Raw genomic sequence first — 26175 nt, forward strand, 5'->3', positions numbered from 1 at the left:
CTGCGATGCGAAGGGCCGCTTCTGGTTTGGCACCATGATGAACAACATCGGGCCAGAGGGCGAAGACCTGCCGATCACGGCGGCCACCGGCAAGCTGTTTCGCATTCAGGCCGATGGAACGGCGGATGTGATGGAACAGACGATTGGCGTGTCGAACGGGCCGTGCTGGTCGCCCGACAGCAGGACCTTCTACTTCTCGGATTCCCTGGCACAGATCATCTGGGCCTATGACTTCGACCTCGACAGCGGCACGCTGTCCAACCGACGCGTGCTGAACGACAGCAAGGACCACGGCTACCCGGACGGTGCGACCGTCGATGCAGAGGGGTGCGTCTGGAGCGCCCGCTGGGAGGGCTCCTGCGTGCTTCGCATCGACCCGCGCGGACGGATCGACCGGCGCATCACGATCCCGGCACGGCGCGTGACCAATGTCTGTTTCGGTGGCTCAAGGCTCGACACGCTTTACGTGACAAGCTCGCGCCAGCACCTGCCTGCAGACGAGTTGCGCCAGCGGCCGCTGCAGGGCGGGTTGTTCTGTTTCGATCCCGGTGTGACTGGCTTTGAAAAACATGGATTTGCCGGCTGAGCGCGAGGTGATCTCGGCCACGATATGGACCTGATAGGAGAGAGCACCATGAATCTCGTGCAGTTCATCGACGGCAAGGGCAAGCGCCGGGTGGGGCTTGCCGCCGCAGACCGGCTCATACTGGTGAAGCAGGCAGCCAGCACCCGCGAGCTTGCGCAGCGCGCCCTGCGCGAGGGCAAGAAGCTTGCAAGCCTCGCCGCGGAACTGGCCACCACGGCCAGTGAAGACTATGCCGCGGCCCTGAAGGAAAAACGCGTGCTGGCCCCGCTTGACCACCCGGACCCGGCACATTGCATCGTCACCGGAACCGGGCTCACACATCTGGGTTCAGCATCGGCACGCGACGGCATGCACAAGAAGCTGGCTGGCCGCGCCGAAGACCTGACCGACAGCCTCAAGATGTTCAAGCTCGGCCTTGAGGGCGGCAAGCCAAAAAACCCGAAGATGGCGGGCGTCCAGCCCGAGTGGTTCTACAAGGGCGATGGCTCGTGGCTCGTGGGCCCGGGCCAGCCGCTGCTGCGCCCCTCATTCGCGCTCGACGGCGGCGAGGAACCGGAACTTGCCGGTCTCTATCTGATCGACGACAAGGGCCGGCCGGTGCGGCTTGGCTTTGCGCTTGGCAACGAGTTTTCCGATCACGTCATCGAGCGCCAGAACTATCTCTATCTCGCTCACTCCAAGCTCAGGCACTCGGCGATCGGACCCGAGCTGGTGACGGGCAGGATCCCGGCATCGGTGGAAGGCATCAGCCGGATCATCCGCAAGGGCAAGGTGATCTGGGAGAAGCCCTTCCTGACGGGAGAGGCCAACATGAGCCACAGCCTTGCCAATCTCGAATACCACCATTTCAAGTATGACGGCTTCCGGCGGCCGGGTGACGTACATGTGCATTACTTCGGTACGGCGACACTCTCGATTGCCGAGAATGTGAAGACCGAGGAGGGCGATGTCTTCGAGATTTCCGCAGCGCCTTTCGGCGCCGCGCTGCGCAACCCGCTCAAGGCCATGAAACCGGGCTATCGCCCTGGAGGCGCCAGGGCCCTGTGAGGTTGACGTGACGGATCGTTTCATCGCCCTCGACTGGGGCACCACGTCCTTTCGCGCCTACATCGCTGATGGCGAGGGGCGCGTGCTGGACAGCGTTGCAGCGCCAGACGGCATCCTGAGCGTCAGCGATGGCGCGTTCGAAACCGTGCTTGAGCGTCACGTCAGGCACTGGGACAAGCGCCTGCCGGTGCTGGCGGCAGGGATGATTACCTCGCGGCAGGGCTGGATCGAGCGGCCCTATCTGCCCTGCCCCGCATCGGCCGCCGATCTCGCCCGTGTCATTCATCTGCATGAAACGGCCAGCGGCCGGCGCATCGGCTTCGTCACGGGGCTCAGCTACCGCGCGCCCAATGGCACGCCGGAGGTGATGCGCAGCGAGGAGGTGCAGGTGTTCGGCTCGCTCGATCTGGGCATCAGCCGCTTCGTGACACCGGGCACGCATTCAAAGTGGATCACGACGGAGGCGGACCGCATCACCGGCTATTCGACCTATGTGTCTGGCGAGGTCTATGCGGCACTGCGCGACCACACCATCCTCGGCCGCATGGTGGAGCCAGGGCCCGATGACGAGGAGGCCTTCGCGCGCGGCGTACGCCTGTCGCTGCAAGACCCGGCAGGATTGCTGCACAATGTCTTCTCGGCGCGCTCGCTGGCCCTGTTCGACGAATTGCCCCGGACTTCGGTTGCTTCCTATCTTTCCGGCCAGGTGATAGGCTGCGAAATTGCACATGCCAAGCAGACCAACCCGGCCGACACCCGCTATGCGGTGCTCGCCTCGCCAGGCATCGGCGGACGTTACGTGCGGGCGATGGAGATTGCCGGCCTGACGGTGCGCCATGGCGAGCCGGACGCAATCGTGAAGGGGCTGGCGATCATCGCACGGCATGCCGGCATGATCTGAGCATAATGGACAAGAACACAGACAGGGGACTTGAGACATGAAGATCGCGATGGTGACGGGGGCAGGTTCGGGGATCGGCAAGGCGGTGGCGCTGGCCTTCGGACGCGAGGGCTATGGCGTGGTACTGGCCGGCCGCCGCGCGGGACTGCTGAACGAGGTGGCAGCAGCCATCGGGCCCAACGCGCTGGCCTTTCCGGCGGACATATCAGACCCCGCCTCGGTGAAGGCCTTGTTTGCGGCAACGAAAGCACGCTTCGGACGGCTCGACGTGCTGTTCAACAATGCCGGCACCGGCGCGCCGGGCACCATCCTGCTCGAGGACATCACAGTCGAGACCTGGCAGACGGTGGTGAATGTCAATCTCTCGGGCATGTTCTACTGCATGCAGGAGGCCTTCCGGATGATGAAGGACCAGCGGCCGCGCGGCGGGCGCATCATCAACAACGGCTCGATCTCGGCCCAGGCGCCGCGGCCCAATTCCGCCCCCTACACGGCAACCAAGCACGCGGTGACGGGGCTTACCAAGTCCGGCTCGCTTGACGGGCGCAAGTATGACATCGCCGTGTGCCAGATCGACATCGGCAATGCCGCCACAGACATGACCGAGAAGATGAAGACCGGCATGCCCCAGGCCAATGGCACGGTCGCGCCGGAGCCAACCATGGACGTTGCCAATGTGGCGACGACAGTGCTCTACATGGCGGGGCTGCCGCTCGAGGCCAATGCCCAGTTCGTCACCGTCATGGCCACCAAGATGCCGCTCATCGGCCGCGGCTGACGCCGCGGTCAGTTGCCGTCTTCAGGCAGGCGCGGCAGCGGGTGAACGGCGATGCCCTCCTCGAGCAGGGCCTTTGCATCATCTGGGCTCGCCTCGCCGTAGATGCCGCGCTCCTCGGCCTCGGCATAATGGATCTTGCGAGCCTCGTCGGCAAACCGGTCACCAACATATTCCGCGTTCTCCGCCACATGCTTGCGAAGTTCGCGCACCATCTGCAACATGGCCGTGAGCCGCGGGTCAGGAGGGCCACCGACCATGGTGCTGGCCACCTCGGCCTTGCGGTTTGACTTCACCGGAATGCCTGGAGCCATCAACTGCTTCTCGACCCTGGCAGACCCGCACACGGTGCACGACACGAGGCCACGCTTCGCCTGGGCGTCATAGGCGGCGCTATCGCGGAACCAGCCATCAAAGTCATGGCCCTTGTCGCAGGTGAGGTCGTAGCGGATCATGACTGACAGCTAGCAATGCCCGCAGCGGGTTTCAAGACCGTGAATTCGCGACTGTTTTCCTGAGAGAGACTGGGAATGCGGGCACGCGCGCGAACTGCCTGCGCAAGGTCGATCTCAGCCAGCGTGACGCCGGTCCCGGCGCCAGCCTCCGCCAGCACCTCGCCCCAGGGTGAGACAGCGAGGGAATGGCCAAAAGTCTGCCGGCCCGACTCATGGATTCCCGACTGGGCAGCCGCAAGCATGAAACTCCCCGTCTCGATGGCACGAGCACGCAACAGGACATGCCAGTGCGCCGCACCGGTTGGCACCGTGAAGGCCGACGGCACGGTAAACATTACCGCCCCGGCCCCGGCCAGCGTCCGGTACAGGCCGGGAAAGCGCAGATCATAACAGATGGTGAGGCCCAGCATACCCAAAGCAGTGTGCACGAGGCTGGCGGCGGCGCCTGCTGCATAGGCTTCGGACTCACGCAGTCTCTCGCCGGACGGCAAGTCCACGTCGAACAGGTGAATCTTGTCATACCGCGCGACGATGCCGCCATCCGGGGCAAAGAGCAGAGAGCGATTGACCAGCCTGTCATGCTCGCCTCGCAGCGCCAGCGAGCCGATGTTGAGCCACAGTCCGAGCTCGGCAGCCAGCGCGGCGAAGGCGGCGACGCTCTGATCGTGGGACTCGGGCCTGGCGAGGGCGCGCAGACGCGGCCGGTCCGGCTCCATGATGTTGGTCATCTCGGGGGTCGTGACGAAGGTGGCGCCAAGCGCCTTCGCCTCACGGATGAGCGACACGGCATCGGCCGTGTTGCGGGCCATGTCACGGCCCGAGCACATCTGCACCAGGGCGGTGCGGATCACCGGGCGCTGAGCAGTGGATCGAGCCCACCACGCCGGTCAAGCTCGTGCAAGTCGTCGCAGCCACCCACATGCGTGCCGCCGATGAAAATCTGCGGCACACTGCGACGGCCGTTGGCGCGAAGCATCATCTGCTGGCGCAAGCCTGCATCCTGCACGTCAATTTCCTCGAAGGCGGCGCCCTTTTTCAGCAGCAGCGCCTTTGCGGCATGGCAGTAGGGACAGGCAGGCGTGGTGTAGATGGTAATTTTTGCAGCGGCGGTCATTGCGAGGTCAAATATGCGATCTTCCGGCGGGCGGGACAAGAGCGAAGGTCAGAAGATCAACACGCGCAGCGCCGGCCTGACGCAAAACCTCGGCACACGCAGCCGCCGTGGCACCCGTGGTGCGCACGTCATCGATGATAAGCACGGCACGGCCAGCCACCACGGCGGCCGCGTCGTCGCGGAGCGCGAAGGCGCCACGCACATTCCGGTGGCGCTGGGCCTGGTCGAGCCCGACCTGCGGGCGCGTCAGCCGGCGGCGGCGCAACAGATCAGCCCGCCATGGCCGGCCGGCCGCCGCGGCAAGCGCCGTGGCAAGAAAGGCTGACTGGTTGAAACGCCGCTGCCAGAGACGAAAATAATGCAGAGGCACGGGCACAAGCAGGTCTGCCTCGGCCAGCAGACGACGGCCCGCGCCCGCCATCAGCCGCGCCATGAGAAGGCCGGCCTCGGGCCGGTCGCGGTATTTAAGGGCATGCACCAGCCTGGCGGAGTCATCGCTGAACAGCACGGCAGCCCGCGCCCGATCCCAGACGGGGGGATCAGCCAGTGCGGCAGGCGAAAAAGCGCCCGCGCCCTGATCATAGGCGAAGGGCGTTCCGAGCGCGTCACATACGGGCTCATCGATCAGTTTGAGCTTCGCCCAGCAGTCCACGCAGAGGCTGGCCGGGTCCTCGACCGCGCCCTGGCAGACCAGACAGAGACTGGGTGTAACCAGATCCACGACGCCGCGCCAGAGGCGGCCTGGAAACTGCAGCATGGCCTCATTCATGACGTAACGTTAACATGATTTTGCGGAAACGTGGATTCGTTGTGGCGTTTGGGTTAGAGCGAGACCTGACCTGATTGAATTGCGCCGCCGGAGGAATTTCGTGTTGCGGCCGGGGAAATGGCGAAGAGCGGGCCGGTGGCCCGGTCGAGCCGTCCGACGCTGCCACCCGACGGCGCCGTTTCAATCAGGTCGGTTCTTGCTCTAGCTACCGCTGCCACAACCCCGACCGGAGCCGATATGCCCTTTACCCGCGCCGATCTGAACCACCTCGCTGCCATTCTGGCAGAGGCCGCAGAAACCGAGATCATGCCCCGCTTCCGCCGCCTCGAGGATGGCGGCATCAGAGAGAAGACCGGGGCGCTCGACCTGGTCACTGATGCGGATGAGCAAGGCGAGTGGCGAATCCGCGATCTCTGCGCCAAGGCCTTTCCGGGAGCGCTGTTCGTGGGTGAGGAGTCGGTTGCGCGCGACGATACGCTGCTGCCCAAGATCAGCGGCGCGGACCGCGCCATCATTGTCGATCCCATCGATGGCACATCAAATTTTGCCTGGGGCCTGCCACTGTTCGGCGTCATGGCGGCGGTCGTCGAGAAGGGAGAGACGGTTGCGGGCCTGATCCTGGATCCGGTGGGGCGCGACTGGCACAAGGGCCTGCGCGGGGAAGGCGCCTGGGCCGAGAGCGTCAACGGCCAGACCCGCGACCTTCGCGTCGCCAAACCCGGGCCGCTTTCGGAGATGACCGGGCTTTCATCCTGGTATCTGATGCCGGAACCGCAGCGCAGCCGCACCGCCGCCAAGCTTGCCAAGACCAAGGCCTGCTTCAACTACCGCTGCGCGGCCTATGAATACCGCCTGGTCGCAGAGGGACTGGTGCATTTCGGCCTGCACTACAAGCTGATGCCCTGGGACCATGCGGCCGGCGTGCTGATTCATGCCGAAGCAGGAGGCTATTCCGCCCTCTACGACGGAACCCCCTATTCGCCCACGCGCCACGAGGGCGGCATCATCTCGGCGCCGGACCGAGCAAGCTATGACCTGATCCGGCGCGAGCTGCTGGGCTGATGGCAGGCGCGCCGAGGCTGTTCGACAGGGCACTGGCTGCACAACGCGCTGCGCGCGCAAGCCGAGCCGAGCCCAGCATCCTGGCGCGCACACTCGCAGCGGAACTGACTGCGCGGCTGGCACTGGTCAGGCGGCGCTTCCGCAGGGTCTGCCTGATTGCCACCGAACCCGCCGCCATAGCCGCAGAACTGACGGCCGGAGGTCAGGTGGACGAGGTCGAACAACGACTGCCTGCAGCGGAGGATGATCTCAAGCTCACCGCTGAACGTCATGACGCAGTGTTCAGCGTGCTCGACCTGCACATCGTCAATGACGTGCCGGGGGCGCTGATCCAGATGCGGAAAACGCTGAAGCCCGATGGGTTGCTGATGGCCTGTCTGTTCGCCGGCGACACGCTGAGCGAACTCCGCCAGTCATGGCTGGCGGCCGAGACCCGCGTGGCAGGCGGCGTCTCGCCGCGCGTGGCGCCGATGGCCGATGTGCGCGAACTGGGCGGGTTGCTGCAGCGCGCCGGGCTGGCCCTGCCAGTGGCCGATCTCGACCGGATGAGCGTGCGTTACGCCGACCCGCTGGCACTGATGCGCGAGATCAAGGCGCTGGGCCTATCCAACCTGCTCCATGGCCGCGACCGCCGCATGGTGAGCCGCAGACTGCTCACGGCGGCCGTCGATCACTACCGGCGCAACTTCTCGGACCCGGACGGCCGTGTCCGCGCCAGTGTGGAGATTGCATGGCTCACCGGCTGGGCGCCGCACGCCAGCCAGCAGCAACCGCTGAAGCCCGGAAGCGCCAGTGCTCGGCTGGCGGATGCGCTGCGGGTGGAGGAGAAGAAGCTTTAGTGCCCGCTACAGCAAATCGATCAAATGCGGGATCAGCGGCACATCTGCCGGCGGCATGGGATAATCCCTGAGCTTCAGGGGCCGGACCCAGGCCAGCTCCTGACCTTCAAGACCTGCAGGCTGGCCTTGCCAGCGACGGCAGACATAGAGCGGCATCAACAGGTGAAAGTCGTCATAGGCGTGGCTTGCGAAGGTGAGCGGCGCAAGGCAGGACTCGGCAACATCAAGACCAAGCTCTTCCTTCAGTTCACGGATCAATGCCGTTTCGGGCCGCTCGCCAGCCTCGACCTTGCCGCCGGGAAACTCCCAGAGCCCACCCATGGACTTGTGGGCAGGCCGCCGGGCCAGCAGAACGCGACCATCCTTGTCGACCAGCGCCACCGCGGCGACGAGCACAGTCTTCATTCTAGCTGCGGTAGGAGCCGTTGATGTCGATATAGCGATGGGTGAGATCGCAGGTCCACACCGTGGCCTTGCCTTTGCCCACGCCGACATCGGCGGAAATCACGATATTGCGTCCCTTCATGTGGGGCATGATGTCGGCCTCGCGATAGGCTGGATCGCGCATGCCGTTGCGCGCCACCGTGATACCACCGATCCTGATGCGCAGCCTGTCACGCAGGGCCTTTTCCCCGGCCTTGCCGATGGCCATCACGACACGGCCCCAATTGGCATCCTCGCCGGCGATCGCGGTCTTGACCAGCGGCGAATTCGCCACCGCCATGGCGATGCGGTGCGCAGCCTTGTCGGTTTCAGCGCCGGTGATCGCGACTTCAATCAGCTTCTCCGCACCCTCGCCATCGCGGGCAACCTGCTGGGCGAGATCCAGGCAGAGCCGGTCAAGGGCCTTCGCGAAGGGCTTGAGGCGCGGATCCGATGCGGAGCGCAGCCCCGACACTGCGCCGCCGGCCGCGCCGGTTGCGAACATCAGCACGGTATCCGATGTCGACGTATCGCCATCTACCGTGACGCAGTTGAAGCTCCTGCTCACGGCTGCGGACAGGAGCTTCTGGAGAATGGCGGCCGGCAAGGCCGCGTCGGTAAAGATGAAGGACAGCATTGTGGCCATGTCAGGCGCGATCATGCCCGAGCCCTTGGCGATGCCATTGATGGTAACGCTGCGGCCGCCCAGTTTCACCCTGGCGGTAGCAGCCTTGGGAAAGGTATCGGTGGTCATGATGGCGCGTGCTGCCATGGCCCATGCATCAGGTTGCGCGGCAGCGACGAGACCTGGCAGCGCAGCCGTGATGAAGGATGGATCAAGTGGCTCGCCGATGACGCCGGTCGAGGCCTGAAAGATTTCGGCAGGCTTGCAGCCGATGAGCTTCGCTCCGGCCCTCGCGACCGCCGTCACCGTGGCAATACCCGCCTTCCCCGTGAAGGCATTGGCATTGCCGGCATTCACCGTGAGGGCACGGGCGGAACCACCCTTGAGGCTGGTCGCACACCAATCAACCGGTGCCGACCTCGACTTGGACAACGTAAACGCTCCCGCAACCGTCGTGCCAGGCGCAAGGAGCGCCAGCAGGACATCGGGACGGTTCTTGTAGCGTATGCCAGTTTCGGCAGATGCCAGGCTCACCCCCGCGATGGGAGGCAAGACCGGCTGCACCGCTGGCGCCAGAGGCGAAACCTGATGTGCCATGAACAGCCCCCCTCACGCCGGTGCAGTCCGGCAGATCAGCCCTACTGCGCCGGAACCTGGAGATCGCCCTTGCCGCCGGAGGCATCGCCGGCCGCATCGCCTGCTGCATCACCAGTGGCAGCAGCCGGGGCCGTGCCATCGGTCTGTTCAAGGACCTTTTTCTGCTTTTCCTCCGCAGCCTTGGCGGCGGCAGCGGCTTCTTCGGCGTATTTCTTGAGGTCCGGATCGATGATTTCAACCTTCGAGGCCTCGCGGAGCTTCTGCATGACCTCGCCAACCTTGCGGCGCAAGAGCACATTGCGGATCGCCGACTTGACCTGATCATAAGGTTGCGCGGCACCCTGCTTGAGATCCTCAAGGCGGATGATGTGCCAGCCGAAATCGGTTTTCACAGGCTGAGAGGTTTCGCCCACCTTCAACGCAAAGACGGCCTTGGAAAACTCAGGCACCATCTCCGCGGCGGTGAAATATCCGAGATCGCCGCCATAATCCTTCGAACCATCGAGGCTGTACTTCTTGGCCAGATCCTCGAATTTCTCGCCGGCGGCAAGACGCGCCAGGATATCATTGGCTTCCTGCTCGGTGGCCACCAGGATCATGCGGGCCCGGGCGCGCTCCGTCTGCTGCAGCTTTGCGGCCTCTTCGTCATAAGCCTTGCGGATGTCTTCTTCCGTCACCATCGGGCGGATCTTCTGGAAGAAATAGGCGTCACGCAGGGCCTTGGCCTGATACAGCGCCAGCCGGCGCTTGTATTCCTCGGTATCCGCGACGCCCTCCTTGACCGCGTACTGGGCCAGAAGGTGACGTTCAATGAGATATTCCACCACATAGGGGTAACGAACCTTCGGCGGCAGATCGGGCAACTGGCCGATAATGTCATCGGTGGCCATCTGCACCTCCGACACCCGGATCTCATGGCCATTAACGATGGCGATGACCTTGTCTTCCTTCGGAGGCACTTCCTCCTGGGCTGCCACCGGCAAGACAAACACCATCGCCAGCAGCGCGGAGGCCGCACAGCTGCTCGCAAGAACTCGATAAATCGACATAAACCTCACCGTTCCAAACAGAGACCGCCGACCGCCCGGACAATGGCTCTCGGGGCGTTGCTCATTGACTTCCAAGGAAGGCAAGACGACGCCCCTGCGGCATTTTCAGGGCGGCCCTGAATTTATGCTTTCACTTTGTGCCGTGACGTGCCCGGTTGCAAGTGGGCGCGGTACAGATGACCCCCCTGTTGCGCAGAAGCAACACATTGAAACTGTGAGCCCCATCAACCACCTAGCAGAAGCTGGCGGGATCGTGAGTTCGCTCCGTTGCCCCGGCCCGCCAAGTTGAGTAGAAAGCGCCTCAGCCAGAGGCCCCCCGGCCCATTTTTCCTGAAGGAACATTACATGTTGGGACTGCGCGGCATCGCCGCCAAGATTTTCGGCTCAAGCAACGACCGTCGAATTGGCAAGTACCGGCCCCGCGTTGACGCCATCAACGCCCTCGAGCCGGAGCTTTCAGCCCTCTCCGACGAGGCGCTGCGGGAGCGGACCGCGATGTTCAAGGCTGAACTGGCCGCTGGCAAGAGCCTGGACGACATCCTGGTGCCTGCCTTTGCCACGGTGCGCGAGGCTGCCAAGCGCACCCTCGGCCAGCGCCACTTCGACGTGCAGATGATTGGCGGCATGGTTCTGCATGAGGGCCGCATCGCCGAGATGAAGACTGGCGAGGGCAAGACGCTCGTGGCGACCCTCCCGGTTTACCTCAATGCCCTCGCCGGCAAGGGGGTGCACGTTGTGACCGTCAACGATTATCTCGCCCGCCGCGACGCGGCCTGGATGGGGCAGGTGTATTCCTTCCTCGGTCTCTCGACCGGCGTCATCGTGCATGGACTGAGCGACGCACAGCGCCGGGAGGCCTATGGCTCGGATGTGACCTACGCCACCAACAACGAGCTTGGCTTCGACTACCTCCGTGACAACATGAAGTACCACCTCGCCGAAATGGTCCAGCGCGGACATAATTTCGCGATCGTCGACGAGGTCGACTCGATCCTGGTCGATGAGGCACGTACACCGCTCATCATCTCCGGCCCGGTCGACGACAAGTCGGATCTCTACAACTCGGTCAATGCCTTCATCCCCGCTCTTGTTCCGGAGGACTATGACCTTGACGAGAAGCAACGCGCCGTAACCCTGACCGAAAAGGGTAACGAGCATCTTGAACAGGTTCTCGGCGAAGCCGGCATGCTGCGCGGCACCAACCTCTACGACGCCGAGAACGTCACGATCGTTCACCACGTGCAGCAGGCGCTGAGAGCCCACAAGCTGTTCCAGCGCGACAAGGATTACATCGTCAAGGATGGGCAGGTCGTCATCATCGACGAGTTTACCGGCCGCATGATGCCCGGCCGCCGCTACTCCGAAGGCCTGCACCAGGCGCTGGAAGCCAAGGAGCGTGTGGCAATTCAGCCAGAGAACGTGACGCTCGCCTCGATCACCTTCCAGAACTATTTCCGGCTATATGCCAAGCTGGCCGGAATGACAGGCACCGCAGCCACCGAGGCTGAGGAATTCATGGATATCTATCGCCTCGACGTGCTCGATATTCCCACCAACCTTCCCGTGGCGCGCATCGACGAGGATGACCAGGTCTACCGGACGGCAAATGAGAAATACCTCGCGATCATCGAGACGATCGAGGAGGCGCGCAAGCGCGCCCAGCCGGTGCTGGTCGGCACCACGTCGATCGAGAAATCGGAGCTGCTGTCAGGCATGCTCAAGGCGAAGGGCATTCCGCACAGCGTGCTGAACGCACGCTACCACGAACAGGAGGCCACCATCGTGGCCCAGGCGGGTGCGCCGGGTGCAGTGACAATCGCCACCAACATGGCTGGCCGTGGCACCGACATCAAGCTGGGCGGCAATCTGGACATGCGCATCGCCACCGAGCTGGCCGAGGTGCCCGCCGGCCCCGATCGCGAGGCTCGCATTGCCGCAATCCAGGCGGAGACCGAAGCAAACAAGGCCAAGGTGCTGGAAGCCGGAGGCCTGTTCGTGATCGGCACGGAACGCCACGAGAGCCGCCGCATCGACAATCAGCTGCGCGGCCGTTCCGGCCGCCAGGGCGACCCTGGCCGTTCCCTGTTCTATCTTTCACTCGAAGACGACCTGATGCGCATCTTCGGTTCAGAACGCCTCAACTCGATGCTCACGATGAGCGGGCTGAAGGAGGGCGAAGCGATCGTCCATCCCTGGATCAACAAGGCGCTCGAGAAAGCCCAGCAGAAAGTCGAGGCCCGCAACTTCGACATCCGCAAGAACCTGCTGAAGTTCGACGACGTCATGAATGACCAGCGCAAGGTGATCTTCGACCAGCGCATCGGCATCATGAAGGGCGAGGAGGTGGCCGAGACGATCGACGACATGCGCCACACCACCATCAACGATCTCGTGAACTCCCATATTCCACCCAACTCCTATGCCGAACAGTGGGACGCGGCCGGCCTGCGTGAGCGCCTGCGGGACGCGTTGGGGCTGGACTTCCCGGTCGAAGACTGGGCCAAGGAAGAGGGCATCGCGGACGAAGAGATTCGCGAACGCCTGGAGAAGGCAGCCAACGAGCATTACGCCGCCAAGCGCGCAAAATATGGCCCGGAAATCATGAGCCAGGTCGAGAAGACCTTCCTGCTGCGCACCCTCGACCAGCTCTGGCGCGACCATCTGATCACCGTGGAGCAGCTGCGCCAGGTCATCCATCTGCGCGGCTATGGCCAGCGCGATCCGCTCAACGAATACAAGACCGAAGGTTACAACCTGTTCGAAAGCATGGTGAACAAGCTGCGCGAAACCGTGACCGCGCAGGTCATGCGGGTCGAGATCCAGCTGCGCGATGCGGCCGAACTGACCACGCTCCCCGGAGAGGATGAGCTTCCCGTGATGGAAGCCCATCACATCGATCCGATAACAGGCGAGGATGAACTCGGCTCAGCTGCCGCGGCCGGAACCCTGCTGGCATCGCGCAAGCAGCGCGCCAAGAAAACGCCAAATGCGAAGGAAAAGGTGGGCCGAAACGACCCCTGTCCGTGTGGCTCGGGTAAACGCTACAAGCACTGCCACGGGGCATACGCTTAAGTCGTTTTATCAACGACTTAAGTCTCCGGTAGGAGCTAGGCAGTCCAGGCAATATGCTGCGCGCGGGATCAATATCGAGGCGTTCGCCAGGAATAGGTGGTTGGCTATCCAGTCTTCACGCTCGCTGACATTTGCACCCACGACGGTGCGACCCTGCTGGACAATGCCCTTCCGTGGAGCGCCTGCGATGACCACGAGTGTCAACCTGCGCGCATCCGCCGGTTACGACAAGCTCAACTCCTTTCCGGTCACATAGCAGCCAATCTTGCTGCCGAAGGCAGAGGATCAGATCAGCCAAGAACCGCCCGATCACATGCTGGCGTCAATCATCGAGATCGAGATGAGTTCAGGCAGACTCACACTCAAGCGGCCCCCTTGCGGAGCATTGACGCTTTCGGGCTGGCCAGGAGTGATGCTGCGCAAGCAGGTGCTATCGGCCAGAGTCTCCTGCCAGACCCTGCATGTCAGGGATCGTTGAAAATACGGATCCAGTCATCCTTCATGCTGACGACAGTCCAGCCCCTGCCGGGTGCGTCGGCCAGAGCCTCGATCAGAGTGCCGCTGCTGCCAGGATTGGCATCGTAGAGATATTCGCGCCCGGCATCAGTGTGGCGGATGATGACACCGAGGCTGGGGCGAGGATTGGCAATCGTGATATATTCCAGCATCTCCTTGTCGCCATCGCTGTTGCCGAACACGGCGATCGGGCGCTTGCCGATGAACTGATGGATTGCGGCAGGCTTTCCCGCCTTGTCATCGACGAAGACCTGGTCAAGGGTCTTGACCAGCACGGGCCCGGAGTTGCGCAGGTCGTAGCGAACCTGTGCGGTTGACCCGATCACCTGATCCGGAGGGATGCCATAGACCCGCTCTGACCATACGCGCATAAAGTCTGCGCCCCCGCCCGAGACGATGAACGTCCTGAACCCGTTGGCCCTGAGAAGACCCAGCACCTCAAGCATCGGCTGATAGGCAAGCTCGTCATAACGCCGGTTGAACCGCGGGTGCCTGGCGCTTTCAATCCATCGCTCGACCGTGGCACGGAATTCATCCGTGGTCATACCGGCATGGGTCAGCGCGAGGAGGTGCATCAATCCATCATGTCGGGCGCCCGCAAGCAGCTTTGCGGTATCTCCCGCGAGCAGCGCCTGCACCACGGGATCAGCCTGCAGGGCAGATTCGGCCGGGGCTCTCCGCTTGATCTCGTCGAGAACGAAGGCGAGTTGGGCCGGCATCGGATTTTCCGGCCACAAGGTGCCGTCATTGTCGAATACCGCTATGCGGTCTGGCTCGGGCACGAAACCGGTGGCGGCGGGATCGGTCACTGTGTTGACGAAAGAGAGAATGGCCTGCCGGGCGGGCCCGTCCTTCCAGGATGGCAGCGGATCAAGTGCAAAGGCTGGCGCGGCAAACTGCAAGGCTGCGAGCAGAACCAGCAGTGGCCATGCTCCATTCCGATGCATACGGGCGGGATATGCGCTCATGTCCGACACCTCCTGCGAGCCGGCTGCACACGGCGTTGCAGCACCGACCCGTTCTAGGCGAAGCACAGTGATCTTACTGTGCGTGGAAGAACATTTCATGATTTCTCGCCTGCGCCATGATGCGCAGCACCCTAGGCAGGGCTGGTATATGCGATCGCACCCATCATGCCGGAATTCATGTGATAGAGATGATGGCAGTGAAACGCCCAGGTGCCCGGGTTGTCGGCATCGAAGACTACCGTCACCGTCTCCATCGGAGGCACCAGGACGACATCCCGGATGGCGCCGTCGATCGCACGGTTGCCGATGGCAGTCACCTTGAAATAGTGGCCATGCAGATGCATCGGATGGGCCATGGCGGTCATGTTGTGCATCATCACGGCGATGCGCTCACCCTCGCGCACCGTGAACAGCGTCTCGTGCGTCATGGGTTTGCCGTTGAATCCCCAGCTGTAGCCCGGCCCTCCTCCGGTGAGCATCAGCATCTCGGTGCGATGCACCGGTTCGTTGCGAAGCTGCGCCACGGCGCGGTAGAGGAGTTCCTGCGACAGATCGAGCGGCGGCGGCGCCTCACCCTCCTCCGCGACCTTCGAGATGGCAGCACCCGCGCTGGCCAGCAAGATGCCAGCGCGCGCTGTGACACCCTCAGGCCGGAACAGCACCGGAAACGCTCCACCGCCAGCCGGAATCTTGAGCCGGATATCCGCCCGCTGGGCGATGGCCAGCGGGAACAGGCTGCCCTGAAATGGAAGGATGGCATTGCCATCGACGGCGATTAATTCGCCTTCCAGCCCGCCGAGATCGATCCACATGTTGGACGCGGCAGCACCATTGATGACGCGCAGGCGGATCGCAGCGCCCTTCTCCACCTTCACGATCTCGGGGTCGTCGAGGGTCCGGTCATTGGCAAGAAAAGCGTCATAGACAACGTCATTGAGCATGCCGCCGCCCATCATCTGGCCCATAGCGCCATGACCCATTGTGCCATGACCCATGCCGGAGTGATCCATGGCAGCTCCGTTCATCATGCCATGCTGCATGGCATGGCCGGAATGAGCGCCACCGCCTCCGATGAGTTCAGCCAGAATATCCCGCGGGTCACGGAACGTGAAGTCATGGAGCAGCACCACATGCTCCTGCTCGCCGAACAGTGGTTCGGCCGTCTCGCGTATGATCAGCGGCGCGGCCAGCAGCTGCTGTTCCTGCAGGCCAAGGTGGGAATGCATCCAGTGGGTGCCGGAGCGCGTGTTGGCAAAGTCATAGTCGAAGGACTGGCCAGGCGCGATCGGATCCTGCCCCATCATTGCAACACCATCCTGGCCATAGGGAGGAGTGAGACCGTGCCAGTGGATGATGGTGTCGCTGTCGGTGTCATTCTTGACCCGAACCTGAAAACGCTCTCCGAGCAACAGGTCGAGGCCCGGCTTGCCATCAGGCCCCGTGAGCGCATAGACGCTTGCCGCCCTGCCGTTCACCTCAAGGCTGCGGCGGGAAACCACGAGACGCCGTGGCTCCTCGGCCAGGGCTTGCCCCGACCAGCCCAGCAATGCAGCGCCCGACAGGCCTGAAAGAAGTTCTCGACGGTTCATGATGTTTCCTGCTCGGATGGTGGCCGCCGCACGATGCGGCAAGCCTCACTTAGCGCCTGATTTGCGGCAGGAAGCAGGCAAGCCGGTGGGCCGATCAGAGGTTACGGCCGATGGCGAGGAACTTCTCGCGCCGTTTGCTGCGCAGGACATCGCCCGACATGCCAGAAAAGGCCTCAAGCGCGCGCGCGATGGCTTCGCCGGTGGCGGCGATGGCATCCTTCGGACCGCGATGTGCACCTCCACGCGGCTCGGGTACGATCTCGTCAATCACGCCCAGCTTCTTCAGGTCTTGTGCGGTGATCTTCATGGCCGCCGCCGCATCCCTGGCGCGTGAGGCGTCGCGCCACAGGATCGAGGCGGCGCCCTCGGGCGAAATGACGCTGTAGATGGCGTGTTCCAGCATAAGCACGACATTGGCCGTAGCGATGGCGATGGCCCCGCCCGAACCGCCTTCGCCGATGATCACCGCAACACTGGGCACGCCGAGCGCCAGACAGCAGTCCGTCGAGCGTGCGATCGCCTCCGCCTGACCACGCTCCTCGGCGTCGATGCCCGGATAGGCGCCAGCCGTATCGACGAAACTGATGACCGGAAGCCCGAAACGATCCGCCAGTTCCATGAGACGGACAGCCTTGCGATAGCCCTCTGGCCGGGCCATGCCAAAATTATGCTTGAGGCGCGAGGTGGTGTCCCTGCCCTTTTCCTGACCGATCACCATGACCGGGCGGCCATTGAACCGGCCGGGGCCACCAACCACGGCGTGGTCCTCGGCGAATTTCCGGTCGCCAGCCATGGGCGTGAACTCTGTGATCAGCTGGCCGATGTAATCGAGTGTATGCGGCCGCTCCGGGTGGCGAGCCACCTGCGCCTTCTGCCATGGTTCAAGCTTGGCATAGAGATCGGTGAGTTGCTTTGCCGCCTTCTTCTCGAGGCCCTTCACCTCCTCGCTGATCGAAACGGCCTTGTCGCCGGAGGCAAGGGTGCGCAGTTCGGCGATCTTGCCCTCAAGCTCGGCGATGGTGGCTTCGAAATCGAGATAGGTCGGCATTGGGCCTCAAGCGGGGTCAGTGGTGGGCGCGAAACTGGCCGGGCAGGCCTGTGAAGTCAACTTTTCTTGCCGAGGGGATGGTGGGTCTCCACCACCTCCCGCAGGCGTTCAGCCTGCACATGGGTGTAAATCTGGGTGGTGGCAATGTCGGCATGACCCAACATCTGCTGGACGGCGCGCAGATCAGCCCCCGAGGCGAGCAGGTGGCTGGCAAAGCCGTGGCGCAGCACATGCGGTGACAACAGTTCGGCATCAAGCCCGGCTTCCCGCGCCAAACCCTTGAGTTCCAAAGCAAAATGCTGCCTCGTTAGATGTCCGGCGGCTCCCGACGAGGAGAACAGCCACCTGCCACCCGGGGCGCCACAGGCCGCAAGGCAGGCGAGGTACCCCTCAACCGCAGCGCGCGCCTCGGCCGAGACCGGCACCAGCCGCTCACGCCCGCCCTTGCCCCGAACCAGGATGAACTCGCGTTCCGAGGTGGCGGCCTGGACGCTGAGGCCGACCAGTTCGGACACCCGAAGGCCCGTCGCCGCCAGCAATTCGACCAGGCACAGCAACCGCCAGGCGCGGAGAAGCTTTCGGCCCCTGGCCGCCGCAACACGCGCCCGTGCGGCCTGAACAAGCCGGCCAACGTCACGCGGCGAGATCATTTTCGGCAGCGGTCGCGCGGGTCGAGGACTGTCGATGGCCGTAGCCGGATTGTCGGGGGCAAGACCATCGGCATGCAAAAAGCGGTGAAACTGGCGGATGGCGGACAGCTTGCGGGCAGCAGAACTGCGCGCCAGCCCATCGGCCTCCAGGGTGGCGAGATAGCCGCGGATGGCCTCCGGCGTGGCAGCTGCAGCGGCGCAACCGTTTGCCGCGAGCGCATCCGCGTAGGTTTCAAGGTCGCGGCGGTAGGCGGAGAGCGTGTTGATCGAGGTGCCACGCTCGGCTGCCATCATCTCCAGGAAACGCTCGATCAACCTTTGGGAATGCTCACCGGACACGCAATTTCTCCGCCGAAAGGGGCTTGACGATCTCGGTCTGCTCCGGTGGCACATTGGCCAGCGTCCAGAGGCCGCCGTAGAGCACGCCGCCCAGAACAGCCAGAACCAGCACCAGCTTCACCGTGTCAGGCATGCACGAACCGCCTTGATGGGAAGTCTAGCCCGAGCAGCCGGATTGCGAAAGATCCTGCACGAGAAATGCGGTTTCCGTTTTTATCCATCATGCTTTAGAAGCTGCCCCGATTGAGGACATTTGATGGCACGCCGCTCGATTGCAAAGGAAGCAGCCCTCATCCGACAGCGCCTGGGCTCCCGGCCCATCGTGCTGGTCGGGTTGATGGGGGCTGGCAAGACCAGTGTCGGCCGCAGGCTCGCCGACAAACTGGGGCTGGACTTCATCGATGCCGACCACGAGATCGAGCGGGCCGCCGGCAAGTCAATCACGGATATCTTCGCCGACCACGGCGAGGCCTATTTCCGCGAAGGGGAGCGACGGGTGATCCAGCGGCTGCTGGGCAATGGCGCGCAGGTGCTGGCCACAGGCGGTGGCGCCTACATCAACGACGAGACCCGCGCGCGCATTCAGGAGGCTGGAGTTTCAGTTTGGCTCAAGGCCTCGCTGCCGATCCTGATGAAACGGGTGGCCAAACGGCAGGACCGCCCCCTGCTCCAGACCGAGGATCCAGAAGCGGTGATGCGCAACCTCATGGAGAAGCGCTATCCCGTCTACGCGCTGGCTGACGTTACGGTGGAGAGCCGGGACGTGCAGCACGGCCAGATGGTCAATGACGTGATCCGGGCACTGGCGCAGTGGCCAGGCTGGGACAGGCAAACACCATGAGCAACAGCATCACGCGGCAAGGCGACAGCACGGTGCACGTGGCACTGGGCGCACGCAGCTACGACATTCACATCGGTGAGGGCCTGCTGCCCCGTGCCGGCGACATCATCGCACCATTCATGAAGCGGCCGCTGACCGCGATCGTGACGGATACCAACGTGGCGGCCGCCCATCTGGCCACTCTGGAGCGCGCCCTGGCCGGCAAGGGCATCCGCTCCACCGCCATCATCATGCCGGCCGGCGAATCCACCAAGAGCTATCAGCATCTGGCCGACCTGTGCGACCGCTTGCTGGCGGCGGGGATCGAGCGGCGCGACCGCATCATTGCCTTCGGCGGGGGAGTGATCGGCGATCTGGCAGGTTTTGCAGCGGCGATCCTGCGGCGTGGGGTTGATTTCATCCAGATCCCGACATCACTGCTGGCGCAGGTCGATTCTTCGGTAGGTGGCAAGACCGGCATCAACTCCGGCCATGGCAAGAACCTGATCGGGGCCTTCCACCAGCCACTGACGGTCATCACCGATACCAGCCTTCTGTCCAGCCTGCCGCGCCGCGAACTGGCTGCCGGCTATGCCGAGGTGGCGAAGTACGGCCTGCTGGGCGATACGGCGTTCTTTGAGTGGCTCGAGGAGACGTCCCCGCTGATCATGCGCGGCACGCCGGACGCCGTGATCCGCGCCGTCCGCATATCCTGCGAGGCAAAGGCACGCATCGTGGCCGAGGATGAAACAGAAACCGGCGTGCGGGCACTCCTGAACCTCGGTCATACCTTTGGACACGCCCTCGAGGCTGCCACCGGCTATTCGCAGCGCCTGCTGCATGGCGAGGCGGTGGCGATCGGCATGGTGCAGGCGTTCCGCTTCTCCGAGCGCCTGGGGCTGTGTTCGCCCGGAACGGCCGAACGTGTGGCAGCCCACCTGAAGAGCGCAGGCCTTCCGGTGCACGCCAGCCAGATCCCGGGCGATCTGCCGCCGCCCGCGACACTGCTCGAGATCATGCGTCAGGACAAGAAGGCACAGGGCGGCAAGCTCACCTTCATACTGGTGCGCGGGATCGGCGAGGCCTTCATCGCGCAAGACGTGCCCGAGCACGACGTGCTCGACTTTCTGACCGGGGACCTGCGCCAGCGATGATTGCCGGACTTGAGTTGCCTGCCGCAGCACTCGTTGCCTTGCTGTTGCTGTGCGCCATGTTGAGCGCAGCACGCACCGCGCTTGCCGAGGCCTCGCGCAGCAGGCTTGGCGAATTGCAGAAACGCGGCATGATGGGCGCTGCAATGGCGCTCGCCCTGCGCGACGGCGGCGCACGCAGCGATGCCGCCCTCGCCCTGGGGCAGATGCTCGCAGTGGCACTTGCCGGCGTCTGCGCCTACCAGGTCCTGAACGATCTGGCGCCGCCGGTGGCTGGCCTCGCGGCGGTTGCGCTTGCTGCCCTGTTCGGGCTTGTGGGCCTGCTCTTGCCCGCTGCCTATGCGAGGCAACGCGCCGAGCGAGCGGCGCTGGCGCTGTCGGGTGCTGCAGCGGTGGCGGTGGCGCTGCTCGCGGCGCCTGCCTGGGTGCTGGACAGCATGGCAGGCGGATTGCTGCGGCTCACCGGCAGCATGGATGACGATGCAGCGCCGAGCGTGCACGAGGAACTTCGCGAGACGATCGACCTTCATGCCAAGGAGGGCACGGTCATCAAGAACGACCGCGACATGCTGAGCGGCATACTTGCGATGCAGGACCTGACGGTGGCGGACATCATGGTTCATCGTACCAAGATGACGATGATCGACAGCGCTGAGGAGCCGCGCGACATTGTCGCCAAGGTCCTCAAGAGCGGGCACACGCGCATTCCGGTATGGACGGAAAACCCCGACAACATAGTTGGCGTTCTGCATGCCAAGAACCTCTTCGCCGCACTGCAGAAAAACGGCGGGGATGCCGGCAGGATCGACATCGATGATATTCTGCTGCCACCGTGGTTCGTTCCCGACACCCGGGCCATACCGGACCAGCTCAACGCCTTCCTCAAGCGCAAGAGCCACTTCGCCATCGTCGTCGATGAATATGGCGAAGTGCAGGGCCTGGTCACGCTGGAAGACATCATCGAGGAGATCGTCGGCGACATCAAGGACGAGCACGATGCGGTGGCGAGCGGTGTCAGGCCCAAGCCAGACGGCTCGTTTCTGGTGGACGGCGCGGTTCCGGTCCGAGATCTCAACCGCAGCTTCGACTGGTCACTACCCGATGAAGAGGCCAACACCATTGCAGGCCTTGTGATCCATGAAGCACGCATGATCCCTGAGGTGGGCCAGGCCTTCAACTTTCACGGCTTCCGCTTCGAGATCCTGAAGAAGCGCCGCCACCAGATCACGGCGATCAGGGTGAGCCCGCTGGCGCGGCAGGCGGAGCCGACACCGCAAGGCGCTCCTCAGGCCGGCGCAGAGGACTGAATCGCCAAGGCATGGACGCGTTCTCTCAGTTCATCCGCCAGCGCGGCGTTGACCATGCGGTGCTGATCGACGCGAGACCTGCCACGAAAGGCCTCGGATACAATTCTGACCCGGAAATGACTTTCGCCATCTTGCCGGGAACCGGAGTGGCCGGCGTGGTGATGCGACTCGTCCACGACTTCCAGCTCTGCGGGTGCAAAAGCCTGCTGCAGCTTGCCTGCAATCGTGCGGCCAACCGGCCCCAGATCCGGGGGTGGCGTCATAGTGTCCCTCCTGTGCTGGAGCCTTGCCTCGCCGCGCCTCTATCACCATAATTGGAAACGATGAAGCTCGATTCAAAATATTTCGACAAGATCAGGGTGAAGCCGGCTGCAGAAAAGCGGGCCGCTGAGCAGGTGCCGCAATGCGACTGGCCGGATTGCCCGCGTCCGGGCCGCCACAAGGCGCCCATGGGGCGCGGCCATGAAGGCAAGTTCTATAACTACTGCCCGGCGCATGTGCAGGAATACAACAAGAGCTACAATTATTTTGCCGGCATGAAGGATGACGAGATGGCGGAGGTGCAAAAAAACGCCCGCCTCGGAGACCGTCCAACCTGGAAGCTTGGCCAGAACGCACCCTTCAACGCATCCGGCGTGCGCCGCAAGGCGACCCAGATGCGCGATGACCCGTTTGGCGTCAATGCAGCGGGAGTCCGAACCGCTGGCAGGCACCCATCCGGCCGGGCGCTGCGCGCCACCGAACTCAAGGCGCTGCAGACACTGGGACTTGAGGACTCAGCCACGGCCGACGAGGTGAAAACCCGCTACAAGACCCTGGTCAAGCGCCTGCATCCGGATGCCAACGGCGGCAGCCGGGCCAACGAGGACACGCTGAAGGCAGTGATCCAGGCCTATGACCACCTGCGCGCCAGCGGTTTCTGCTGAGGCTGGTGCATCCTGCCAAGCCTTGCTCCGCAGGGCCCGACCGTCTAAAACCCGCCCCTCTCAACCCCGGATCGAGAAGTTTTCCTGACATGAACGCAAAGGCCACCGCAGAGCCCAACGGCATGCCCGACATCAAGGTGTCGGTGAAGCAGATGTTCGGCTTCGAGTCCAACCTCGAAGTTCCTGGCTATTCCAAGGCCTCCGAGCATGTTCCGGAAACCGACCCGGACTATCTGTTCAACCGCGAAACCACGCTGGCCATTCTGGCGGGCTTTGCCTTCAACCGGCGGGTCATGGTGACCGGCTATCACGGCACGGGCAAGTCGACCCACATCGAGCAGGTAGCGGCACGCCTGAACTGGCCATGCATCCGGGTCAACCTGGACAGCCACATCAGCCGCATCGACCTGATCGGCAAGGACGCCATCGTGCTGCAGGAAGGAAAGCAGGTCACCGAATTCCGCGAAGGCATCCTGCCCTGGGCCTACCAGCATAATGTGGCGCTGGTTTTCGACGAATACGACGCGGGCCGCCCCGACGTGATGTTCGTGATCCAGCGCATTCTGGAAAGCTCCGGCAAGCTCACCCTTCTCGACCAGTCGAAGGTGATCCGCCCCCACCCGGCATTTCGCCTGTTCGCCACCGCCAATACCATCGGACTTGGCGACACCACGGGCCTCTATCACGGCACCCAGCAAATCAACCAGGCGCAGATGGACCGCTGGTCCATCGTCACGGCGCTCAACTATCTGCCGCATGCACAGGAAGTGGGCATCGTGCTTGCCAAGTCAAAGCATTTCGACAATGAGAAGGGCCGCAAGACCATTTCCAACATGGTTCGCGTGGCGGATCTTACGCGCAACGCCTTCATGCAGGGTGATCTCTCGACCGTGATGTCGCCACGCACCGTGATCACCTGGGCACAGAATGCCGAGATTTTCGGCGACATCGGCTTTGCCTTCCGGGTCACATTCCTCAACAAGTGCGATGAACTCGAGCGTGCCGTCGTGGCAGAATTCTATCAGCGGTGCTTCGGTGAGGAACTGCCCGAATCCTCAGCCCACATCACCATCGCCTGAGTGAGCGGCGGTGGCGAAGGAGAGGGGCTCACCTTCAGACGAATTCAAGCGCGTTCTCTCTGTCGCGATGAAGACCATTGCCGAAGACCCAGAGCTGTCCGTAGCCTTTGGGAACGAGCAGCCAGGCCTTGCGGGAAACCGGGCGAAACTGCCGCAGCTCGGCGCTGAACTGAAGTCGGCCGAAGTCGCGATCGTGCGCGGCCTCTCCGACAGTTTCGCTCTGCGACTGTCCAACCACAATGACAAGGTGCACGCCCGCTACCAGCCACAGGGCAAGACCGCCCGCGCGGTGTTCGAAGCGGCCGAGCAGGCACGCATCGAGGCGCTGGGCGCCAATGCCATGCCTGGCATGAAGGCCAATCTGGCCGCCATGCTGACCGACCGTTACCGCAAGAAGGACGTCTCGCGCTACACCGACCGGCAGGAGGCTCCGCTCGACGAGGCCCTGGCCCTGCTGGTGCGCGAAAAGCTGACCGGCGAGGCACCGCCCGAGGGCGCACGCACCATGGTCGATCTGTGGCGGCCGTGGATCGAGGAAAAGGCGCAGTCGCAACTCGCGCATCTCATGGACAGCATTCACGACCAGGCCGCCTTCGCACGCATGTCGCGCGACATCATCGCCGCCCTCGACATGGCCGAGGAGCTGGGCGAAGACCCCGACCAGGCTGACGAGAGCGAGGAAGAGAACGAACCCGAAGAGGACTCTGGAGAGCGCCAGGAAAGCCCGGACAGCGAGGAGCAGCAAAGCGCCCAGGAATCCATGGAGGAGATGCAGGACGCCGAAGGCGAGACGGATGCCGCCGAAATGGACGCCCAGCAAATGGATGTCGAGGAACAGAGCGAGGAGCAGGATGGCGAGGAAGACCAGCAGGGCGAAGAGCCCTGGCGGCCACAACTTCCCTTCTCTTCGCTATCCAATGAGGACTTCTACAAGGTCTATACCAACCAGTTCGACGAGGAGATCGCCGCAGAGGACCTCTGTGATGCCGAAGAGCTGGGCCGCCTGCGCAACTATCTGGACAAGCAGCTCTCGAGCTTGCAGGGCGTGGTGGCAAGGCTTGCCAACCGCCTGCAGAGACGCCTCATGGCGCAGCAGAACCGCTCCTGGGACTTTGACCTCGAAGAAGGTGTGCTCGATGCTGCAAGGCTGACGCGCGTGGTCATCGATCCGATGCATCCGCTGTCCTTCAAGCTCGAGCAGGACACGGAGTTCCGCGACACGGTGGTAAGCCTTCTGCTCGATAATTCAGGGTCGATGCGGGGCCGTCCGATCACCGTGGCGGCGACCTGCGCGGATATTCTGGCGCGCACACTCGAGCGCTGCGGTGTCAAGGTCGAGATCCTCGGCTTCACCACCCGTACCTGGAAGGGAGGGCAGGCCCGCGAGAAATGGCTTGCCGCGAACAAGCCGTCCAACCCGGGCCGCCTCAATGATCTCCGGCACATCATCTACAAGTCTGCCGACACCCCATGGCGGCGGGCACGCCGCAACCTCGGGCTGATGATGCGTGAGGGGCTGCTCAAGGAAAACATCGATGGCGAGGCGCTGATCTGGGCGCATAACCGGCTGCTGGCGCGCAGCGAGCAGCGGCGCATCATGATGGTCATTTCCGATGGCGCGCCGGTCGATGACTCCACCCTCTCGGTCAATTCCGGAAACTATCTCGAGAAGCATCTGCGCCAGGTGATCCACGACATCGAGCAGCGCTCGCCCGTTGAACTGATCGCCATCGGCATCGGCCATGACGTGACCCGCTACTACAAGCGCGCGGTGACCATCGTTGACGCAGAGGAGCTGGGTGGCGCCATGACGGAGAAACTGGCCGAGCTGTTTTCAGAACGCGCCAAGGCGCCGCCGGTTGCAGCAAAGCCTGCCCCAGCGAGGCGCAGGGCGCCCGCGTGAAGCAGCTGGCCACTGCCCTGCTGCTCTTCGCCCACGCGATGGCGGCACAGGCCGAGCCAGTCACGGTCAGCGCTGAACCGATCGCCTCCTTTCGACGCATTGCCTCCCAGGACAGCTTCGGCCCCTTCAACTGGCGCGGTGGCCTGACGCTGACTTCAGCCGACGAGCGTTTCGGCGGCTTTTCCGGGCTCATCATGGGCAAGGACTGCGAAGACCTGCTGGCGGTGAGCGACCGAGGGACCTGGCTGAAGGCCCAGCTCGTCTATGACGGAGATCGCCTCTCCGGCATCACGGATGCGCAGCTGGCCGCCGTACTGAACGGCAAAGGTGAGCCGCCGCGCAACAAACTCGCAGGCGATGCCGAGGCGCTGACGCAGCTCAGGGATGGCGCCGTGGCGGTGGGCTTCGAAAGCAAGGTGCGCATCGGCAGCTACAACCTGCCGCGTGGTGGTTTCGCGGCGCGGTTCCAGGCCGTTCCCCACCCCAGGGAAATCGACACCGGGCCGGATAATGGCGAAATCGAAGCGCTGGGCCAACTTGCCGATGGGCGGCTGCTCGCCATTGC

Annotated in this window: 27 protein-coding genes; 14 read left to right on the plus strand and 13 right to left on the minus strand. The window is 63.6% G+C overall.

Going from position 1 to position 26175, the window contains the following annotated elements; translation table 11 throughout:
• The 4 genes from ACILRN_RS04220 to ACILRN_RS04235 all read left to right on the plus strand — a co-directional run.
• The coding region (locus tag ACILRN_RS04220) for an SMP-30/gluconolactonase/LRE family protein (RefSeq protein WP_395685861.1) at positions 1–586 on the plus strand (586 nt) is incomplete at its 5' end.
• 48 nt (positions 587–634) lie between these two features.
• On the plus strand, positions 635–1633 hold the full coding sequence (gene araD1 / locus ACILRN_RS04225) for an AraD1 family protein (RefSeq protein WP_395685863.1): 999 nt from the start codon (positions 635–637) through the stop codon (positions 1631–1633).
• Positions 1634–1640: 7 nt separating this feature from the next.
• Positions 1641–2534 (plus strand): 2-dehydro-3-deoxygalactonokinase, encoded by an 894-nt coding sequence (locus tag ACILRN_RS04230; protein WP_395685864.1) that lies wholly within the window; start codon positions 1641–1643, stop codon positions 2532–2534.
• 37 nt (positions 2535–2571) lie between these two features.
• Positions 2572–3312: an SDR family oxidoreductase gene (locus ACILRN_RS04235; RefSeq protein WP_395685866.1), complete on the plus strand. Its 741-nt coding sequence runs from the start codon at positions 2572–2574 to the stop codon at positions 3310–3312.
• 8 nt (positions 3313–3320) lie between these two features.
• On the opposite strand, the gene ACILRN_RS04240 is transcribed toward ACILRN_RS04235, so the two are convergent.
• Genes ACILRN_RS04240 through ACILRN_RS04255 form a run of 4 tightly spaced genes read right to left on the minus strand, consistent with a single transcriptional unit; the run spans position 3321 to position 5635 of the window.
• Positions 3321–3764 (minus strand): DUF1178 family protein, encoded by a 444-nt coding sequence (locus tag ACILRN_RS04240; RefSeq protein ID WP_395685868.1) that lies wholly within the window; start codon positions 3762–3764, stop codon positions 3321–3323.
• Positions 3761–4615, minus strand: a complete 855-nt coding sequence (locus ACILRN_RS04245; protein ID WP_395685869.1) for a carbon-nitrogen hydrolase family protein — start codon at positions 4613–4615, stop codon at positions 3761–3763. Before ACILRN_RS04245 ends, ACILRN_RS04240 begins: the two co-directional genes overlap by 4 nt.
• Complete coding sequence (grxC, locus tag ACILRN_RS04250) at positions 4612–4878, minus strand: glutaredoxin 3 (RefSeq protein ID WP_395685871.1); 267 nt, start codon at positions 4876–4878, stop codon at positions 4612–4614. Before grxC ends, ACILRN_RS04245 begins: the two co-directional genes overlap by 4 nt.
• A 7-nt stretch (positions 4879–4885) precedes the next feature.
• Positions 4886–5635: a ComF family protein gene (locus ACILRN_RS04255; protein WP_395685872.1), complete on the minus strand. Its 750-nt coding sequence runs from the start codon at positions 5633–5635 to the stop codon at positions 4886–4888.
• 249 nt (positions 5636–5884) lie between these two features.
• On the opposite strand from ACILRN_RS04255, the gene ACILRN_RS04260 reads away from it, so the two are divergent.
• Both ACILRN_RS04260 and ACILRN_RS04265 read left to right on the plus strand, forming a co-directional pair.
• Positions 5885–6709 (plus strand): inositol monophosphatase family protein, encoded by an 825-nt coding sequence (locus tag ACILRN_RS04260; RefSeq protein WP_395685874.1) that lies wholly within the window; start codon positions 5885–5887, stop codon positions 6707–6709.
• The gene (locus ACILRN_RS04265) at positions 6709–7548 is read left to right on the plus strand and encodes a methyltransferase domain-containing protein (RefSeq protein ID WP_395685875.1); all 840 of its coding nucleotides are present in this window, start codon (positions 6709–6711) and stop codon (positions 7546–7548) included. The genes ACILRN_RS04260 and ACILRN_RS04265 overlap by 1 nt, the downstream gene beginning before the upstream one ends.
• A 6-nt stretch (positions 7549–7554) precedes the next feature.
• On the opposite strand, the gene mutT is transcribed toward ACILRN_RS04265, so the two are convergent.
• The 3 genes from mutT to ACILRN_RS04280 are packed head-to-tail and all read right to left on the minus strand — an operon-like array spanning position 7555 to position 10242.
• A complete protein-coding gene (mutT, locus tag ACILRN_RS04270) occupies positions 7555–7953 on the minus strand; it encodes an 8-oxo-dGTP diphosphatase MutT (protein ID WP_395685877.1) in 399 nt (132 codons plus the stop codon).
• Between the two features lies 1 nt (position 7954).
• Positions 7955–9193: a bifunctional glutamate N-acetyltransferase/amino-acid acetyltransferase ArgJ gene (gene argJ, locus ACILRN_RS04275; protein WP_395685879.1), complete on the minus strand. Its 1239-nt coding sequence runs from the start codon at positions 9191–9193 to the stop codon at positions 7955–7957.
• Between the two features lie 41 nt (positions 9194–9234).
• Positions 9235–10242 (minus strand): peptidylprolyl isomerase, encoded by a 1008-nt coding sequence (locus ACILRN_RS04280; RefSeq protein ID WP_395685881.1) that lies wholly within the window; start codon positions 10240–10242, stop codon positions 9235–9237.
• Between the two features lie 345 nt (positions 10243–10587).
• On the opposite strand from ACILRN_RS04280, the gene secA reads away from it, so the two are divergent.
• Positions 10588–13314 carry a preprotein translocase subunit SecA gene (gene secA / locus ACILRN_RS04285; protein ID WP_395685882.1) on the plus strand — a complete coding sequence of 909 codons (2727 nt, stop codon included), beginning with the start codon at positions 10588–10590 and terminating at the stop codon, positions 13312–13314.
• Positions 13315–13778: 464 nt separating this feature from the next.
• Here secA and ACILRN_RS04290 read toward each other — a convergent pair whose 3' ends face one another.
• The 5 genes from ACILRN_RS04290 to ACILRN_RS04310 all read right to left on the minus strand — a co-directional run bounded on the left by ACILRN_RS04290 (position 13779) and on the right by ACILRN_RS04310 (position 18557).
• A complete protein-coding gene (locus ACILRN_RS04290; protein WP_395685884.1) occupies positions 13779–14798 on the minus strand; it encodes an HAD family hydrolase in 1020 nt (339 codons plus the stop codon).
• 131 nt (positions 14799–14929) lie between these two features.
• On the minus strand, positions 14930–16387 hold the full coding sequence (locus tag ACILRN_RS04295; protein WP_395685886.1) for a multicopper oxidase family protein: 1458 nt from the start codon (positions 16385–16387) through the stop codon (positions 14930–14932).
• A 94-nt stretch (positions 16388–16481) separates the two neighbouring features.
• Positions 16482–17435: an acetyl-CoA carboxylase carboxyltransferase subunit alpha gene (locus ACILRN_RS04300; protein ID WP_395685888.1), complete on the minus strand. Its 954-nt coding sequence runs from the start codon at positions 17433–17435 to the stop codon at positions 16482–16484.
• 56 nt (positions 17436–17491) lie between these two features.
• A complete protein-coding gene (locus ACILRN_RS04305; RefSeq protein WP_395685890.1) occupies positions 17492–18424 on the minus strand; it encodes a site-specific tyrosine recombinase XerD in 933 nt (310 codons plus the stop codon).
• Entirely contained in the window at positions 18414–18557 is a 144-nt protein-coding gene (locus ACILRN_RS04310; RefSeq protein ID WP_395685892.1) for a hypothetical protein, read from the minus strand. Before ACILRN_RS04310 ends, ACILRN_RS04305 begins: the two co-directional genes overlap by 11 nt.
• A gap of 123 nt (positions 18558–18680) precedes the next feature.
• Here ACILRN_RS04310 and ACILRN_RS04315 point away from each other — a divergent pair, with 123 nt between their 5' ends.
• The 3 genes from ACILRN_RS04315 to ACILRN_RS04325 are packed head-to-tail and all read left to right on the plus strand — an operon-like array spanning position 18681 to position 21702.
• Positions 18681–19265 carry a shikimate kinase gene (locus ACILRN_RS04315; protein ID WP_395685894.1) on the plus strand — a complete coding sequence of 195 codons (585 nt, stop codon included), beginning with the start codon at positions 18681–18683 and terminating at the stop codon, positions 19263–19265.
• On the plus strand, positions 19262–20398 hold the full coding sequence (aroB, locus tag ACILRN_RS04320; RefSeq protein ID WP_395685896.1) for a 3-dehydroquinate synthase: 1137 nt from the start codon (positions 19262–19264) through the stop codon (positions 20396–20398). The genes ACILRN_RS04315 and aroB overlap by 4 nt, the downstream gene beginning before the upstream one ends.
• A complete protein-coding gene (locus tag ACILRN_RS04325; protein ID WP_395685898.1) occupies positions 20395–21702 on the plus strand; it encodes a transporter associated domain-containing protein in 1308 nt (435 codons plus the stop codon). The genes aroB and ACILRN_RS04325 overlap by 4 nt, the downstream gene beginning before the upstream one ends.
• On the opposite strand, the gene ACILRN_RS04330 is transcribed toward ACILRN_RS04325, so the two are convergent.
• Positions 21681–21965 (minus strand): BolA family protein, encoded by a 285-nt coding sequence (locus ACILRN_RS04330; RefSeq protein ID WP_395685900.1) that lies wholly within the window; start codon positions 21963–21965, stop codon positions 21681–21683. The genes ACILRN_RS04325 and ACILRN_RS04330 overlap by 22 nt on opposite strands.
• Positions 21966–22025: 60 nt before the next feature.
• Between ACILRN_RS04330 and ACILRN_RS04335 the strand changes: the two genes are divergently transcribed.
• From ACILRN_RS04335 to ACILRN_RS04350, 4 genes are all read left to right on the plus strand, one after another.
• Entirely contained in the window at positions 22026–22628 is a 603-nt protein-coding gene (locus tag ACILRN_RS04335; RefSeq protein WP_395685902.1) for a J domain-containing protein, read from the plus strand.
• An 89-nt stretch (positions 22629–22717) separates the two neighbouring features.
• On the plus strand, positions 22718–23707 hold the full coding sequence (cobS, locus tag ACILRN_RS04340; protein WP_395685905.1) for a cobaltochelatase subunit CobS: 990 nt from the start codon (positions 22718–22720) through the stop codon (positions 23705–23707).
• A gap of 67 nt (positions 23708–23774) precedes the next feature.
• Positions 23775–25610 (plus strand): cobaltochelatase subunit CobT, encoded by a 1836-nt coding sequence (gene cobT / locus ACILRN_RS04345; protein WP_395685909.1) that lies wholly within the window; start codon positions 23775–23777, stop codon positions 25608–25610.
• Positions 25607–26175: esterase-like activity of phytase family protein (locus tag ACILRN_RS04350; protein WP_395685907.1), on the plus strand; the 569-nt coding region annotated here is incomplete at its 3' end. The genes cobT and ACILRN_RS04350, both read left to right, overlap by 4 nt.

This window comes from Aestuariivirga sp. (genome assembly GCF_044238155.1).
GTDB lineage: Bacteria > Pseudomonadota > Alphaproteobacteria > Rhizobiales > Aestuariivirgaceae > Aestuariivirga.

What these genes read in the sequence shown, in the direction of transcription:
- araD1 (WP_395685863.1), top strand. Translation starts at nt 635, where the DNA reads ATGAATCTCGTGCAGTTCATCGACGGCAAGGGCAAGCGCCGGGTGGGG.
- ACILRN_RS04235 (WP_395685866.1), top strand. Translation starts at nt 2,572, where the DNA reads ATGAAGATCGCGATGGTGACGGGGGCAGGTTCGGGGATCGGCAAGGCG.
- ACILRN_RS04240 (WP_395685868.1), bottom strand. Translation starts at nt 3,764, where the DNA reads ATGATCCGCTACGACCTCACCTGCGACAAGGGCCATGACTTTGATGGC.
- grxC (WP_395685871.1), bottom strand. Translation starts at nt 4,878, where the DNA reads ATGACCGCCGCTGCAAAAATTACCATCTACACCACGCCTGCCTGTCCC.
- ACILRN_RS04255 (WP_395685872.1), bottom strand. Translation starts at nt 5,635, where the DNA reads ATGCTGCAGTTTCCAGGCCGCCTCTGGCGCGGCGTCGTGGATCTGGTT.
- ACILRN_RS04260 (WP_395685874.1), top strand. Translation starts at nt 5,885, where the DNA reads ATGCCCTTTACCCGCGCCGATCTGAACCACCTCGCTGCCATTCTGGCA.
- ACILRN_RS04265 (WP_395685875.1), top strand. Translation starts at nt 6,709, where the DNA reads ATGGCAGGCGCGCCGAGGCTGTTCGACAGGGCACTGGCTGCACAACGC.
- mutT (WP_395685877.1), bottom strand. Translation starts at nt 7,953, where the DNA reads ATGAAGACTGTGCTCGTCGCCGCGGTGGCGCTGGTCGACAAGGATGGT.
- argJ (WP_395685879.1), bottom strand. Translation starts at nt 9,193, where the DNA reads ATGGCACATCAGGTTTCGCCTCTGGCGCCAGCGGTGCAGCCGGTCTTG.
- ACILRN_RS04280 (WP_395685881.1), bottom strand. Translation starts at nt 10,242, where the DNA reads ATGTCGATTTATCGAGTTCTTGCGAGCAGCTGTGCGGCCTCCGCGCTG.
- secA (WP_395685882.1), top strand. Translation starts at nt 10,588, where the DNA reads ATGTTGGGACTGCGCGGCATCGCCGCCAAGATTTTCGGCTCAAGCAAC.
- ACILRN_RS04290 (WP_395685884.1), bottom strand. Translation starts at nt 14,798, where the DNA reads ATGAGCGCATATCCCGCCCGTATGCATCGGAATGGAGCATGGCCACTG.
- ACILRN_RS04295 (WP_395685886.1), bottom strand. Translation starts at nt 16,387, where the DNA reads ATGAACCGTCGAGAACTTCTTTCAGGCCTGTCGGGCGCTGCATTGCTG.
- ACILRN_RS04300 (WP_395685888.1), bottom strand. Translation starts at nt 17,435, where the DNA reads ATGCCGACCTATCTCGATTTCGAAGCCACCATCGCCGAGCTTGAGGGC.
- ACILRN_RS04310 (WP_395685892.1), bottom strand. Translation starts at nt 18,557, where the DNA reads ATGCCTGACACGGTGAAGCTGGTGCTGGTTCTGGCTGTTCTGGGCGGC.
- ACILRN_RS04315 (WP_395685894.1), top strand. Translation starts at nt 18,681, where the DNA reads ATGGCACGCCGCTCGATTGCAAAGGAAGCAGCCCTCATCCGACAGCGC.
- aroB (WP_395685896.1), top strand. Translation starts at nt 19,262, where the DNA reads ATGAGCAACAGCATCACGCGGCAAGGCGACAGCACGGTGCACGTGGCA.
- ACILRN_RS04325 (WP_395685898.1), top strand. Translation starts at nt 20,395, where the DNA reads ATGATTGCCGGACTTGAGTTGCCTGCCGCAGCACTCGTTGCCTTGCTG.
- ACILRN_RS04330 (WP_395685900.1), bottom strand. Translation starts at nt 21,965, where the DNA reads ATGACGCCACCCCCGGATCTGGGGCCGGTTGGCCGCACGATTGCAGGC.
- ACILRN_RS04335 (WP_395685902.1), top strand. Translation starts at nt 22,026, where the DNA reads ATGAAGCTCGATTCAAAATATTTCGACAAGATCAGGGTGAAGCCGGCT.
- cobS (WP_395685905.1), top strand. Translation starts at nt 22,718, where the DNA reads ATGAACGCAAAGGCCACCGCAGAGCCCAACGGCATGCCCGACATCAAG.
- cobT (WP_395685909.1), top strand. Translation starts at nt 23,775, where the DNA reads ATGAAGACCATTGCCGAAGACCCAGAGCTGTCCGTAGCCTTTGGGAAC.